Below are 12,749 nucleotides of genomic sequence, written 5' to 3' on the forward strand. Positions count from 1 at the left end.
TTCAGGGGCGTGTCACCTCAGATCACACGAAATCCCGAGGCTAGGCTCGAACGCATGAGCGAAGGTCTGTTCGACGAGGGCCTCTTCGGCGCAACCGACGAGGAGAAGGCCGAGCGCATCGCGGCCAACGCCCCGCTGGCCGTGCGGATGCGCCCGGCCTCGCTGGACGAGGTCGTCGGCCAGGACCACCTGCTGGGCCCCGGCGCCCCGCTGCGCCGCCTGGTGGAGGGCGCCACGCCGGCGTCCGTGATGCTCTACGGCCCTCCCGGCACCGGCAAGACCACCCTCGCCACCCTGGTCTCCAAGGCCACCGGCCGCCGCTTTGTGGCTTTGTCGGCGCTGTCCGCGGGCGTCAAGGAGGTCCGTTCGGTCATCGACGAGGCACGCCGGCGGCTGGTGCGCTCCGGTGAGTCGACCGTGCTGTTCATCGACGAGGTGCACCGGTTCTCCAAGACCCAGCAGGACGCTCTGCTGGGCGCTGTCGAGGACCGGATCGTGCTGCTGGTCGCGGCCACCACGGAGAACCCGTTCTTCTCGGTCGTGTCGCCTCTGCTGTCGCGCTCTCTCGTGCTGCAGCTCAAGTCTCTGACCGACGACGGCGTCCGCGCGGTCATCCGCCGCGCGGTGTCCGACTCCCGCGGTCTCGGCGGTTCCGTCGTCGTGGAGCGGGACGCCGAGGACCACCTCGTGCGCCTGGCGGGCGGCGACGCACGCCGTTCGCTGACCGCCCTCGAAGCGGCCGCGGACTCGGCGGTGGCCTCGAACAACGGCGTGATCACCCTTTCGCTGCTCGAGTCCACTGTGGACAAGGCGGCCGTGCGCTACGACCGCGACGGCGACCAGCACTACGACGTGACGTCGGCGTTCATCAAGTCGATCCGCGGCTCGGACGTCGACGCCGCCCTGCACTACCTGGCCCGCATGATCGAGGCGGGCGAGGACCCGCGCTTCATCGCGCGCCGCCTGGTGATCCACGCCAGCGAGGACGTGGGCATGGCCGACCCGACCGCGCTGCCGACCTGCGTCGCCGCCGCTCAGGCCGTGCAGCTGATCGGCCTGCCGGAGTGCACCTTGAACCTGGCGCAGGCGACGATTCATTTGGCGACCGCGCCGAAGTCGAACGCGGTGACCACCGCCATCGGTGCGGCCATCGCGGACGTCCGGAAGGGCGCTATCGGTGCTGTGCCGGCGCATCTGCGCGACGGGCACTACGCGGGTGCCGCGAAGTTGGGCAACGCGCAGGGATATCGGTACCCGCACGACGTGCCCGAGGGTGTGCTGACGCAGCAGTACGCACCCGACGACCTGGTGGGCCGTGACTACTACGAGCCGACCGGTCGCGGCGGCGAGCGGGCGTTGGCCGACCGGGTGCCGAAGCTGCGCCGGGTGATCCGGGGCGAGTAATTCGCTGGTGGTCCTGCGGATGATCGGCGCATGGAACTCGTGCCGCACAACCCCGCTCACGGCGTCTACCCGGCCACCGACGACTACGTGCACGCCATGGAAGTCCGCGGTGCCGAACGCATGCTGTTCGTCGCCGGCACCATGGGCCTCGACGCCTCCGGCAAGCCCGGCGCCGACCTCGCCGAGCAGCTCGACCTGATCTGGAACAACATCCGCACGATCCTGGCGTCGGCGGGCATGACCGTGGCCAACATCGTGCGCCTCACCAGTTATCTGCGGGACGCGTCTTACGCCGAGGCCAACGCCGCCGCACGCGTGCGCGCACTCGAAGGCCGTGCGGTGCCGACGACCGCGATCGTCGCGACCACGCTCGTCAGCGACTGGCTGGTGGAGATCGAGGTAGTCGCCGCCGGGTGAGCCGCACGGCGTACGGTTGCGTTGAGTGAGCACTCGCGTACCGAGGGCTACCGTCGTCAGAGGCAGGGCGGATGAAGTTCCTCGGATTCCTGTTCGTCTTCTTCGTCATGCCGCCACTCGGCTATCTGGTGTCGGCGACCGTCTACACGCACCTCGGCGATCAGGTCGAGGGGCGTGACACGCGCACCGCGCCACTTGTCGCCGTCGCCACGTCCTGCACCGCGCAGGAGCCGATCACGCTGACCGGTGGGTTCAAGACCTGGTACGTCTGCCAGGCCGAGGTGTCGGCGAACTCGGGCCCGCCGCGCACGATGGAGGCGCGCGGGTTCCTGAACCCGTCTCTCATCGGTGTGCCGGTCGAGGTCGGCACCACGCACAAGGGGACCCGGCTGGTCGCCGAGCATCCGCGGCGTCCCAACCTCGCCGGCCTCGCCCTCGCCGGGACCGTCATCGGCTGGGTGCTGCTGATTGCGACGATGCTGTGGGCGTTGAGCCGCAAGCGCATGCCGAAGCTTTCCTCGTCGCCGCAGGACATCGCGGAGCACGCCGGGAAGCAGTTCCCGGACCCGTGATGTGGAACGGTTGACCGGGAAATCCGCCGGAAAGATCACCGGGCTGCTTCAGTAGCGCGCATGCTTCAGAACGCTCGCGTGTTGTTCACCGCGATCGGCCTCCCGGTGCTCGGCTGGCTGCTCCTCGCCACGATCTGGAACCACTTCGGCGACCAGTACGGGCCCGACAAACCCGTCCGTGACAGGTACTACGTCGCCGAAAGCTGTGAGGAGCGCGGACCGATGACCGTGCGGGGGTTCGGGTACTGGTGGGAGTGCACGGGACGTGACGAGCGCGGCCGGGAGTTCGAGGACAGCTTCCTGACGCCCGCGGACATCGGCAGGAAGGTGCCGGTCTACACGTCGAAGTCCACGAAGTCGAGCAGCGTCTACCGGTCCGCCGAGCAGCCGCTCGAGGGCTGGTCCTTCCTGGCGCTTCCGTTCGCCGCCGCGTGGATCTGGTTGATCGGGCGCGCGATGAAGTGGACCGACCGGCACGAGCCCGACTCGCCGGAGAAGGCCGGCCGCCGCAGGCAGGTCCGGCTCGGCAGGCCGCTGGGGTTCGACTGGTGGCGCCCGGTGACGCTGTCCCGCGAAGGCATCACTTGGATCGGCCACTTCCTGCGGTGGCGGGAGATCCGCGAGGTGCGACTGGTCGGCGGCACCCTGCACGTGCGGCCGCTCGTCGGTGACTGGGTGACGATCGGGCCGTTCACCGGGGAACGGGTCGAGGTCGTGCATCAGGCGCTGGAGCTGTTCGCGCGCAACCGTTATCGCGACAAGCGAGATGGCGACGATCAGGCGCCGCAATCGACGAGCGGCGCACCCCGTCGGCGACCACCAGCTGGAACGCCTGCCCGGTGCTGACCGTCGGCGAAGGTGGCGTGCGGTGGTAGGGCAACGAGTTCGACTGGCACGACATCGCCGACGTCCGGCTCGTCCGCAACACCCCTGCACGTCCAGCCGCGCACCGGCGAAGGAGTGCGGCTCGGCCGTTTCGCATCCTCGCAGGCGGCGCGCATCGAAGCGGTATTGATCGCGTTCGGCGGCGACCGCCATCAAGTAACTTCGGTGAAGTGACGATCAGGGACGACTTTCTGACCACCGCCCGCATCGCGCTCGAACTCATGCGCCACCCAGGGGTCGCGCAGAACTGGGACGAGCCGAGCGCGCTCAAGGAGTTCGGCGTCAGCGGGCTCGTCGGCCACATCGGCTACCAGGCCCTGCCGCTGCCCGCGATGATCGAGGCACCCGTGGGTGACGAGCCGGTCGTCTCGCTGATGGAGCACTACGACCGCGCGAAGTGGACGGACCTCGACGTCGACTCGGAGTTCCACACCCGCATCCGCGCGGGCGGTGAGAAGCTCGCGGCAGAAGGCCAGGACGTGCTCTGCGACCGGTTCGAGCAGACCATCGCCGAACTGGAGAAGTTGCTGCCGGGCCAGGAGAACAGGGGCGTCCGGATGCCGCACTGGGGCCCGTGGGCGGTGCCGCTGGACGAGTACCTGGTCAGCCGGCTGATGGAGTTCGTCGTGCACTCCGACGACCTCGCGGTGAGCGTGGGCGTCGACACCCCGGAGTTCCCGCGGCACGTCAACGAGACCGTGATCGACCTGCTGACCCGCATGGCGCTCAACAAGCACAGCGCCATCGACGTGGTGCGCGCGCTCAGCCGCAAGGAACGCGCACCGCGAGACATCACGGCGTTCTAGCGCTTGCAGACCATCAGCAGTGCGACCTTGTTCGGCAGCATGATCTCGTCTGTGATGACGAACCCGCCGGCCTCGAACGACCTGATGGCGCGCGTGTTGCGCACGTCCGGCTCCAGCACGATCCGGGTGCAGTGCGGGTCGGCCTCGAACAACGCGTCGGTGAGCCGGGGCAGCAGCGACCGCACCAGCCCGCGGTCGGTCATCGCGAGCTCGCCGACCGCCACGTGCAGCCCGAGGTCGTGCGGGCGCGCCGGGTAGCAGCGGGCGATGGCGCTGCGGGCCGCGCGGTAGACCTCGGTGTAGATCACCGGCCGGCCGTGCCAGCTGATCAGCAACGGTCGCACGTCGTCGCCGGAGAGCTGCTCCTGCAGCCGTGACTCCCAGCGCGGCAGCGTCCACGCCTGCTGCCGGAACGCCGCCACGTGCGGGGCCTGGTTCCAGCGGTGGACGAGGTGCAGGTCGTAGCCGTCTGAGCGGGCGACGCGGGCCTGCCACGGGTGACCCATCTCCGGGATCGGCGGGGCACCTGCCGTGACCTGCTTCCGGTAGGAGTCCAGGTGCGACACCGGCTTCACAGGACCTCCAACTCAGGGTGACCTAACCTCAACTGCGGGGCTGCCGGTGTCAAGCCCTCTGTGACGGGTATTTCACAGGCGGTGACCGCGCGGAGTCAATGAGTGGTCCGTTTCATTTGCGTTGCCGGAACTCGCTGGAGTTCGTCGGTACGGTCGGATCATGTTGCAGACCCAGCGCGAGCCGGTGCCCCGCGTCGACACGGGTGAGCTGGACGTCGCGCACGCGTTCCTCAAGTTCCAGCGCCACTGCGTGCTCAAGAAAGCCGAGGGGCTGACCGAGGAGCAGCTCCGCAAGCCGATGGTCGTGAGCGGCACGTCGTTGCTGGGGCTGATCCAGCACCTCACCGAGGCCGAGCGCCTCTGGTTCGACCACCACCTCGGCGGCAACGACTGGTCCGAAGAGGACGAACTCGACATGGCGGTGCCCGAGGAGCTGAGCGCGGACCAGGTCGTCGAGGCCTACCGCGCGGCGATCGCGGACAGCGACCGGGCCATCGAGACCGCCGGTGATCCCGAGGCGCTCATGACGATCCCGATCGACGGCCACACGATGTCGTTGCGCTGGATCCTCGCCCACATGACCACCGAGACCGCCCGGCACGCGGGCCACGCGGACATCCTCCGGGAGCAGATCGACGGCATCACCGGGCGTTGAAGATCAACTGAAGGTGCCGCTCATTTGAGTGTCGGACCCACCCGGTAATCTCACCGGCAACCAAGCCACATGCCGGTCACCAGGAGGATCCGTGTCGCCAGGGCAGATCGCAGCGCTGGTCGCCGCCGGTGCGTTCGTGCTGCTCGTCATCGTGCTGGCGATCGTGGCGGTCAAGGCAGCGCGGTTCTTCGACGAGGCCACGATCGCGATGCGCAAGGCGCACGAGAACACCGACCCGTTGTTCTCCGAGGCCAACACGACGCTGACGCACGTGAACACCCAGCTCGAACGAGTCGACGGGATCACGGCCAACGCGCGCGCCGTCACCGGCAACGTCTCGGCGCTCACCAGCCTGTTCACCGCCACGCTGGGCGGGCCGCTGGTCAAGGCCGCGGCGCTCTCCTACGGCGTGAGCAAGGCCGTGAAGGCCCGCCGCAAGGCCGCGGAGCAGCCGAACAAGCACGCCAAGCGCCGCCCGAGGCGAGGTGCGAAATGAGCCGCCTCTTCTGGTTCGGACTGGGTGCCGCCGCAGGCCTCTTCGTCGCGAAGAAGGCCTCCGAGGTCACCAAGCAGGCGACTCCCGCAGGTATCGGCGCTAACGTGGGTGAAGGCCTGCGTGAGCTCGCCGGCGCCATCGGTTCCTTCGGGGCCGAGGTGCGGGCGGGAATGGCCGAACGGGAACAGGAGTTGCAGGAGACCGTGGAACGTCAGACGGGATTCACGCCGGGGCGTCGAGCGCCCAGGGCGAACGGCAAGCACTAGTCGTTCGCCGCTGCGACATGCCCTTTTGGGCGGGCCCTGACAACTTCCTGAAATAGCAAGGACATTCCCGTGCAGACCCACGAGATCATCAAGCGTTTCCGCGAGCACTTCGAGAACGCCGGGCACAAGTACATCCCCAGCGCCTCGCTGCTGCTCGACGACCCCAACCTGCTGTTCGTCAACGCCGGCATGGTGCCGTTCAAGCCGTACTTCCTCGGCGAGGCCCCGCCGCCCGCCCCGCGGATGACGAGCATCCAGAAGTGCGTGCGCACCCCGGACATCGACGAGGTCGGCAAGACGACGCGCCACCTCACGTTCTTCCAGATGGCCGGCAACTTCTCGCTCGGCGACTACTTCAAGGAAGACGCCATCCGTCTGGCCTGGGAGCTCGTCACCAAGTCCCAGGACGAGGGCGGCTACGGCTTCGACCCCGAGCGCATCTGGGTGACGGTCTACCTGGACGACGACGAGGCCATCGAGATCTGGCAGAAGGTCGCCGGTCTGCCGCTGGAGCGCATCCAGCGCCGCGACATGGAGGACAACTTCTGGTCGATGGGCGTGCCCGGCCCGTGCGGCCCGTGCTCGGAGATCTACTACGACCGCGGCCCCGAGTACGGCAAGGAGGGCGGCCCGGTCGTCGATGAGGACAGGTACCTGGAGATCTGGAACCTCGTCTTCATGCAGAACATCCGCGGTGAGGGTGGCGCCAAGAAGGGCTACCCGATCCTCGGCGAGCTGCCGGCCAAGAACATCGACACCGGCATGGGCGTCGAGCGCGTCGCCTACCTGCTGCAGGGCGTCGACAACGTCTACGAGACAGACCTGGTCCGCGCCGTCATCAACAAGGCCGAGGAGCTGTCCGGCCGCAAGTACGGCGCCAGCGAGGTGGACGACGTCCGGTTCCGAGTCATCGCCGACCACGCCCGGAGCGGTGTGCTGCTGGTCGGCGATGGTGTCACTCCGGGCAACGAGGCTCGTGGTTACGTGCTGCGCCGCCTGCTGCGCCGCATCATCCGCTCGTCGCGCCTGCTGGGCGTGACCGAGCCGGTGCTGCAGCAGTACGCCGAGGTCGTGCGCGACTCGATGGGCCCGGCCTATCCCGAGCTGGTCAGCGGTTTCGCCCGCATCCAGCAGGTGCTCAAGGCCGAGGAGGACACGTTCCTCCGCACGCTCGACGCCGGTTCGCGGATCTTCGAGAACGCCGCCGCCGACGTGAAGGCCGACGGCCGCGCCACGCTGCCCGGCGACAAGGCCTTCCAGCTGCACGACACGTACGGCTTCCCGATCGACCTCACGTTGGAGATGGCCTCCGAGGCCGGCCTGACGGTCGACGAGGACGGCTTCCGCAAGCTGATGGCCGAGCAGCGCGCCCGAGCCAAGGCCGACGCCGCCGGCAAGAAGACCGGCCACGGCGACCAGACGGTGTACCGCGAGCTGCTGGAGCAGGGTCCGACCGAGTTCACGGGCTACTCCGAGCTGGCCTCCGAGGCCACGTTGCGCGGCATCGTGTTGAACGGTCAGCGGATCAAGTCGGCCAAGGAAGGCGACATCGTCGAGGTCGTCCTCGACCGCACGCCGCTCTACGCCGAGTCCGGTGGCCAGGAGTCCGACGCCGGCTCGATCGTCACCGGCAACGCCGAGCTGGAAGTGCTCGACGTGCAGAAGGTCGCCCGCAAGCTGTGGGTGCACCAGGTGCGCGTGAAGTCCGGTGAGATCAGCGAAGGCGAGCACGTCGAGGCCCGCGTCGACCCGGAGTGGCGCGTCGGCGCCCGCCAGGGCCACTCGGGCACGCACGTCGTGCACGCCGCCCTGCGCCAGGTGCTCGGCCCGTCGGCCCTGCAGAGCGGTTCGTACAACAAGCCCGGCTACCTGCGGCTCGACTTCGCCTGGACCGGTGGTCTGTCGGACGAGGCCAAGAGCGAGATCGAAGAGGTCTCGAACCTCGCCGTGCGCAAGGACCTGCCGGTCAGCATCGTCTACACGGACATGCAGGGTGCTCAGGACATGGGCGCCGTCGCCCTGTTCGGCGAGACCTACGACGAGACCGTGCGCGTCATCGAGATCGGTGGCCCGTGGTCGCGTGAGCTCTGCGGTGGCACGCACGTCGAGCACTCGTCCCAGATCGGCCCGATCACCCTGCTGGGTGAATCTTCGGTCGGTTCGGGTGTGCGTCGCCTGGAGGCCTACGTCGGCATCGAGGCCATGCGGTTCCTGGCCAAGGAACGCGCCATCGTGCAGAACCTCTCGGACATGCTGAAGGTCGGTTCCGATGGCCTGCCCGAGCGGATCGAGTCGCTGGTCGAGCGCCTGAAGACCGCCGAGAAGGAGCTGGAGAAGGTCCGCGCCGCCCAGCTGCTGGGCAACGCCGGATCGCTCGCCGAGAAGGCCCTGGACATCCGCGGCCTGTCGCTGGTGGCCCTCGGTCTGGAGGGCGTGTCGGGCAACGACCTGCGCACGCTGGGTGGCGAGGTCCGCAACCGCCTGGGCAACAAGCCCGGTGTGGTGGCCCTGTTCTCGGTCGACGGCGACAAGGTCAGCTTCGTGGTCGCCACCACGGCTGCCGCCCGTGACCTGGGCCTGGCCGCCGGCAAGCTGGTCCCGGTGTTCGGCCCGGCCATCGCCGCCCGCGGTGGCGGCAAGCCGGACCTGGCCCAGGGCGGCGGCACGAACCCGGCCGGCGTTCCCGAGGCCATCACGGCCCTCACCAATGAACTGGACAAGGTGCTTGAGCAGCGCTGATGTTGCTGGTGTCGACGATCCGGGCCTCGGACGGAGGCTCGGCGTCGACGTCGGATCGGTTCGAGTGGGAATTTCTCTCAGCGATCCAGGGGCGTTTTTGGCAACTCCGCTGGTTACCCTCCAGCGAGACGAGAAGCGCGGCTCGGACCTCACCGAGCTCGTACGTCTCGTGGCCGAGCATGACGTCGTCGAGGTCGTGGTCGGTCTGCCCAAGACACTGGCGGGTCGGCACGGCCCGGCAGCGGAATCGGCCACCGCGTACGCTGCGGCCTTGGCCGACCGCGTCGCCCCGGTGCCGGTGCGGCTCAGCGACGAACGACTGACGACGGTCGTGGTGAGCCGGGTGCTGGCACAGCGCGGTGTGAAGGGCAAGAAGCAGCGTGCCGTGGTCGACCAGGCTGCCGCTGTCGAGATCCTGCAGTCTTGGCTGGACGCACGGGCACGCTTTGTGGCCGCCCGAAAGGACGAGGTGTGAGCGACGACATCGGGTTGTTCACCGACCCCGACGTGGAAGAACGGCGTCGCCCGGTCAAGCGTGACCGCGAACGCGACACCGCCCGCGCCAAGGCGAAGAAGCGCAAGAAGACGATCCTCTGGCTCGTCGTCGCGCTGGTGCTCTCCGCCGGCATGGGCGGCGCCTACTGGGGCTACCTCGAGCTGCGCGGCATCGGTTCGTACGACGACTACGCCGGCAGCGGCGAGGCCGACGCCATCGTCGAGGTCCAGGACGGCGACGTGGTCAGCAAGATCGCGTCGACCCTCTACGACAACGGCGTCATCGCCTCCGCCCGCGCCTTCACCGAGGCCAGCAAGACCGACGGGCGCGTGACGTCGATCCAGCCCGGCTTCTACCTGATGAAGACGAAGATGTCCGGCCAGCAGGCCGTGGCCCGCATGGTCGACCCGAAGACCCGCGTGCCGGCCGTGCAGATCGTCGGCGGCCTCAAGCTCACCGACATCAAGGTCGGCGACAAGACCGTCAAGGGCATCTACTCCCTGCTCTCCGACGCGAGTTGCACGGAGAAGGACGGCGCCAAGAAGTGCCTGACCCCCGACGAGATCAAGGCCGCCGCTGAGCAGACCGACCCGGTAGCCCTCGGCGTCCCGGAGTGGGCGCTCGCGGACGTGAAGCGCGCAGAACCCCAGTACCGCCTCGAAGGCCTGATCATGCGAGGCGTCTACCAGGTCAAGCCGGGCGTCTCGGCGGTGGAGCTGATCCGCAGCGTCATCGTCTCGTCGGCGACCAAGCTCCAGGGCTTCGGCATCCCGAACGGCACCATGAACACCGGCTTCCGCCCGTACGAGGTGCTCGTGATGGCCTCGCTCGTCGAGAAGGAAGCCATCGAGAAGGACTTCTCCAAGGTCTCCCAGGTGATCTACAACCGCCTGAAGGAGCCCATGCAGCTCCAGTTCGACTCGACGGTGAACTACCTGCTCGGCCAGCCGCACATCCGCACCTCGGACGCGGACCGTGCCCGCCAGAGCCCGTACAACACCTACCGCAGCTTCGGCCTCCCGCCGACCCCGATCGGCTCGCCCTCCCAGCAGGCGATCGCGGCCGCGATCAAGCCCGAGGGCGGCGACATCATGTACTTCGTGAAGTGCCAGGCCGACGGCACCTCGTGCTTCGCCAAGACCTTCGACGAGCACAACGCGAACGACCAGAAGGCCCAACGAGAGGGCATCTACTAGTGCGCAAGGCGGCGGTGATCGGTTCGCCGATCACCCACTCGCTGTCCCCGGTCCTGCACAACGCCGCTTATGGTGCGCTCGGGCTGGACTGGGAGTACACCCGGCTGAAGTGCGTGGAGTCGCAGGTCCCCGCCTTGGTTTCGGGGTTGGGGCCTGAGTGGGTTGGGCTGTCTTGCACGATGCCCACGAAGCGTGCCGCGCTGGCCTTCGCTTCCTCGGTGACTTCACGGGCTGCGGCTGTTGGTGCGGCGAACACGTTGGTGCGCACCGATTCCGGATGGCACGCGGACTGCACCGATGTGGACGGTGTCGTGGGGGCGTTGCGGGAGAAGGGTTTCTCGTCCGGGTCCCGCGGGGTTGTGATCGGTGCTGGTGGGACGGCCACGGCTGTGCTGGCCGGGTTCGCCGCGCTTGGTGTGTCGTCGGTTTCCCTTGTGGTGCGGGATACTTCTCGTGCTGCCGAGGCTGTTGCCACTGCTGCTCGGGTCGGGGTTGCGGTCGAGGTGCTGTCCTTGTCCTCTGTGGACCTTGGTGCTTTGGCTGCCGCTTCGGATGTTCTGGTCTCTACGGTGCCGGCTGAGGCCACGGAGTCGTTGGCTTCTGACTTGGCTTTGGCGCCTTATGTGCTCGACGTGATCTACCACCCGTGGCCCACGCCGGTCGCTCTGGCGGTGGAGAAGGCCGGGACGCGGCTGGCCACCGGGCTGGACATGTTGTTGCACCAGGCTTTTGGGCAGGTGGAGCAGTTCGCCGGGCTGCCTGCTCCGCAGGAGGTCATGCGGTCGGCCCTGGCTGCTGAACTTGCCGCTCGTGCCTAGGTTTCTGGGCTTCCTGTAACTTTCGGCCACATCTGCGGTCTTGGAATACCGGCGTGTTCGGGTTGTGTGGTTGCCTTCGCATGACTCGTTTGGCTCCGGACGACTGCCGATCGCTCGGAGTCATCGCATGCCGGTGCCCTTGCCTCGAGGGGTGCCGGTGGGCGGGACGCACGGGTGCCCGCCGGGGGCTCCGCACGGGCGCGTGGGTTGCTCCGGCTCGCACCGCCGCCGCTGGTGCGTCCCGCCTTTCAAAGTTTGGGGTGGTCCCGTTGCGGGCGGGCCGTCGCGTTCCAGCGGAGGGGTCGCTTGCGTGCGGGCGGTCGCCTTGCGACTTCGGGGCCCTTACGAGGCGCTGGTCGGCTTTATTAGGCCGGACTGATAAAGCGTCCGGCCGATCCGACACGGTAGCGCCTCGAACCCAAAGACAAGCCGCAATCGCCAGCGTGCATGGGCGCGTTGACACGACACGTCACCATCACCGCTACCCATGCAGGCAGCAGGCCTTTTACGGGCTCGCCTCGCAACGCCCGTTGCGGAAGGGTGGCCCGGCTTCGCCATTGCCCTGCAGGATGGTCGGGTGGAGATTCCGTTGCTTGGGGCCGTGGTCGAAGACGAGTACGACGGCTTGGTCAGCGCGCCGGTTCCAGTGCCGTTGTTCGGCAACGTGGCCATGCCGTTCCGTGTGGACGAGTACGAAAGCGATCCGGCGCCGGAGGACTTCCACGCGGCGATCCGGACCTTCCTCTCGCTCGACCGGGCCGTGCTGGAGGAAGCGGGACCGGCGGTCTTCGCCTACTACCGGGACGTTGCGGACGAGGTCGGGGACGAGGACGGATTCCCTCTTATCGCAGACCCGGACGAGGTCTGGGATCACGTGAAGTTCGACCGGGAAGAGGCCAGTGTCCAACGCGACGGCGAAGGTGGACCTGTCTACGTGTCCGTGGCGTGTGATTGCGCGTGGGAACCGGAGCACGGTTTGCAGCTCGTGTTCCGTGACGGCGCGCGCGTTACCAAGGTCGGCCCGTTCGACGGTCATCTGACCAATGCGTCGGCGTACGCGCGGGATGACCTCAACGACACCATCTACGTCCGCTAAGGGCACTTGATGCCCGTCTCCGGCACCCCCTCCACCTGCGTCCGACTGGCGATCGCCGTGCAGTACAGCTGGAACTGGGCGAGCTTCGAAAGCGGAAGCATGTCCTCGGGTAGCAGGATCCCGTTGGAAACGGCGTAGATCGGCGAGGTGGAGTGCGGAACCTCGGTCACCAGGCCGAGCTTCTTCTCCTCCTCGGTCAGCCCCGCGACCAGCAGGTTGATTGCGGTCGTGGAGTCGACGTTGCCGGTGTGGGAGCGGGTTCGGCGCACCAACTCGTTGCCCTTGGGGCTGATCATGTAGACGGTCAGGTCCTGCACGGACACGGTCG

At 68.0% G+C, this 12,749-nt stretch carries 15 protein-coding genes; 13 read left to right on the forward strand and 2 right to left on the reverse strand.

What is annotated here, in order from left to right:
• The first annotated feature begins 54 nt into the window (after positions 1–54).
• The 5 genes from LFM09_RS15965 (at position 55) to LFM09_RS15985 (ending at position 4,084) form a co-directional block, all read left to right on the forward strand.
• On the forward strand, positions 55–1,404 hold the full coding sequence (locus tag LFM09_RS15965; protein WP_414097229.1) for a replication-associated recombination protein A: 1,350 nt from the start codon (positions 55–57) through the stop codon (positions 1,402–1,404).
• 30 nt (positions 1,405–1,434) lie between these two features.
• Positions 1,435–1,821, forward strand: a complete 387-nt coding sequence (locus LFM09_RS15970; protein WP_414097230.1) for a RidA family protein — start codon at positions 1,435–1,437, stop codon at positions 1,819–1,821.
• A 71-nt stretch (positions 1,822–1,892) separates the two neighbouring features.
• Entirely contained in the window at positions 1,893–2,393 is a 501-nt protein-coding gene (locus tag LFM09_RS15975) for a DUF6346 domain-containing protein (RefSeq protein ID WP_414097231.1), read from the forward strand.
• A gap of 60 nt (positions 2,394–2,453) precedes the next feature.
• Positions 2,454–3,239, forward strand: a complete 786-nt coding sequence (locus LFM09_RS15980; protein WP_414097232.1) for a DUF6346 domain-containing protein — start codon at positions 2,454–2,456, stop codon at positions 3,237–3,239.
• Positions 3,240–3,448: 209 nt separating this feature from the next.
• Positions 3,449–4,084, forward strand: coding sequence for a maleylpyruvate isomerase N-terminal domain-containing protein (locus LFM09_RS15985; protein ID WP_414097233.1), 636 nt, complete (start codon positions 3,449–3,451; stop codon positions 4,082–4,084).
• On the opposite strand, the gene LFM09_RS15990 is transcribed toward LFM09_RS15985, so the two are convergent.
• A complete protein-coding gene (locus tag LFM09_RS15990) occupies positions 4,081–4,659 on the reverse strand; it encodes a GNAT family N-acetyltransferase (RefSeq protein WP_414097234.1) in 579 nt (192 codons plus the stop codon). The two genes, LFM09_RS15985 and LFM09_RS15990, sit on opposite strands and share 4 nt — an antisense overlap.
• 160 nt (positions 4,660–4,819) lie before the next feature.
• Here LFM09_RS15990 and LFM09_RS15995 point away from each other — a divergent pair, with 160 nt between their 5' ends.
• The 8 genes from LFM09_RS15995 (at position 4,820) to LFM09_RS16030 (ending at position 12,421) form a co-directional block, all read left to right on the forward strand.
• Positions 4,820–5,314: a DinB family protein gene (locus LFM09_RS15995; RefSeq protein WP_414097235.1), complete on the forward strand. Its 495-nt coding sequence runs from the start codon at positions 4,820–4,822 to the stop codon at positions 5,312–5,314.
• 91 nt (positions 5,315–5,405) lie between these two features.
• Positions 5,406–5,810 carry a DUF948 domain-containing protein gene (locus LFM09_RS16000; protein ID WP_414097236.1) on the forward strand — a complete coding sequence of 135 codons (405 nt, stop codon included), beginning with the start codon at positions 5,406–5,408 and terminating at the stop codon, positions 5,808–5,810.
• Positions 5,807–6,076: a hypothetical protein gene (locus LFM09_RS16005; RefSeq protein ID WP_170155329.1), complete on the forward strand. Its 270-nt coding sequence runs from the start codon at positions 5,807–5,809 to the stop codon at positions 6,074–6,076. Before LFM09_RS16000 ends, LFM09_RS16005 begins: the two co-directional genes overlap by 4 nt.
• 69 nt (positions 6,077–6,145) lie before the next feature.
• On the forward strand, positions 6,146–8,815 hold the full coding sequence (gene alaS, locus LFM09_RS16010) for an alanine--tRNA ligase (protein WP_414097237.1): 2,670 nt from the start codon (positions 6,146–6,148) through the stop codon (positions 8,813–8,815).
• Positions 8,784–9,290 carry a Holliday junction resolvase RuvX gene (gene ruvX / locus LFM09_RS16015; protein ID WP_414097238.1) on the forward strand — a complete coding sequence of 169 codons (507 nt, stop codon included), beginning with the start codon at positions 8,784–8,786 and terminating at the stop codon, positions 9,288–9,290. Before alaS ends, ruvX begins: the two co-directional genes overlap by 32 nt.
• The gene (gene mltG / locus LFM09_RS16020; RefSeq protein WP_414097239.1) at positions 9,287–10,507 is read left to right on the forward strand and encodes an endolytic transglycosylase MltG; all 1,221 of its coding nucleotides are present in this window, start codon (positions 9,287–9,289) and stop codon (positions 10,505–10,507) included. Before ruvX ends, mltG begins: the two co-directional genes overlap by 4 nt.
• Entirely contained in the window at positions 10,507–11,325 is an 819-nt protein-coding gene (locus tag LFM09_RS16025; protein ID WP_414097240.1) for a shikimate dehydrogenase, read from the forward strand. Before mltG ends, LFM09_RS16025 begins: the two co-directional genes overlap by 1 nt.
• Positions 11,326–11,902: 577 nt before the next feature.
• Positions 11,903–12,421: a DUF6985 domain-containing protein gene (locus LFM09_RS16030; RefSeq protein WP_414097241.1), complete on the forward strand. Its 519-nt coding sequence runs from the start codon at positions 11,903–11,905 to the stop codon at positions 12,419–12,421.
• On the opposite strand, the gene LFM09_RS16035 is transcribed toward LFM09_RS16030, so the two are convergent.
• Positions 12,418–12,744 carry a hypothetical protein gene (locus LFM09_RS16035; RefSeq protein ID WP_414097242.1) on the reverse strand — a complete coding sequence of 109 codons (327 nt, stop codon included), beginning with the start codon at positions 12,742–12,744 and terminating at the stop codon, positions 12,418–12,420. The genes LFM09_RS16030 and LFM09_RS16035 overlap by 4 nt on opposite strands.
• Positions 12,745–12,749: the final 5 nt, after the last annotated feature.

This window comes from Lentzea alba (genome assembly GCF_047445655.1).
Lineage (GTDB): Bacteria > Actinomycetota > Actinomycetes > Mycobacteriales > Pseudonocardiaceae > Lentzea > Lentzea alba_A.

What these genes read in the sequence shown, in the direction of transcription:
- ruvX (WP_414097238.1), top strand. Translation starts at nt 8,784, where the DNA reads ATGAACTGGACAAGGTGCTTGAGCAGCGCTGATGTTGCTGGTGTCGAC.
- LFM09_RS15975 (WP_414097231.1), top strand. Translation starts at nt 1,893, where the DNA reads ATGAAGTTCCTCGGATTCCTGTTCGTCTTCTTCGTCATGCCGCCACTC.
- LFM09_RS16005 (WP_170155329.1), top strand. Translation starts at nt 5,807, where the DNA reads ATGAGCCGCCTCTTCTGGTTCGGACTGGGTGCCGCCGCAGGCCTCTTC.
- LFM09_RS15965 (WP_414097229.1), top strand. Translation starts at nt 55, where the DNA reads ATGAGCGAAGGTCTGTTCGACGAGGGCCTCTTCGGCGCAACCGACGAG.
- LFM09_RS15970 (WP_414097230.1), top strand. Translation starts at nt 1,435, where the DNA reads ATGGAACTCGTGCCGCACAACCCCGCTCACGGCGTCTACCCGGCCACC.
- LFM09_RS15980 (WP_414097232.1), top strand. Translation starts at nt 2,454, where the DNA reads ATGCTTCAGAACGCTCGCGTGTTGTTCACCGCGATCGGCCTCCCGGTG.
- LFM09_RS15995 (WP_414097235.1), top strand. Translation starts at nt 4,820, where the DNA reads ATGTTGCAGACCCAGCGCGAGCCGGTGCCCCGCGTCGACACGGGTGAG.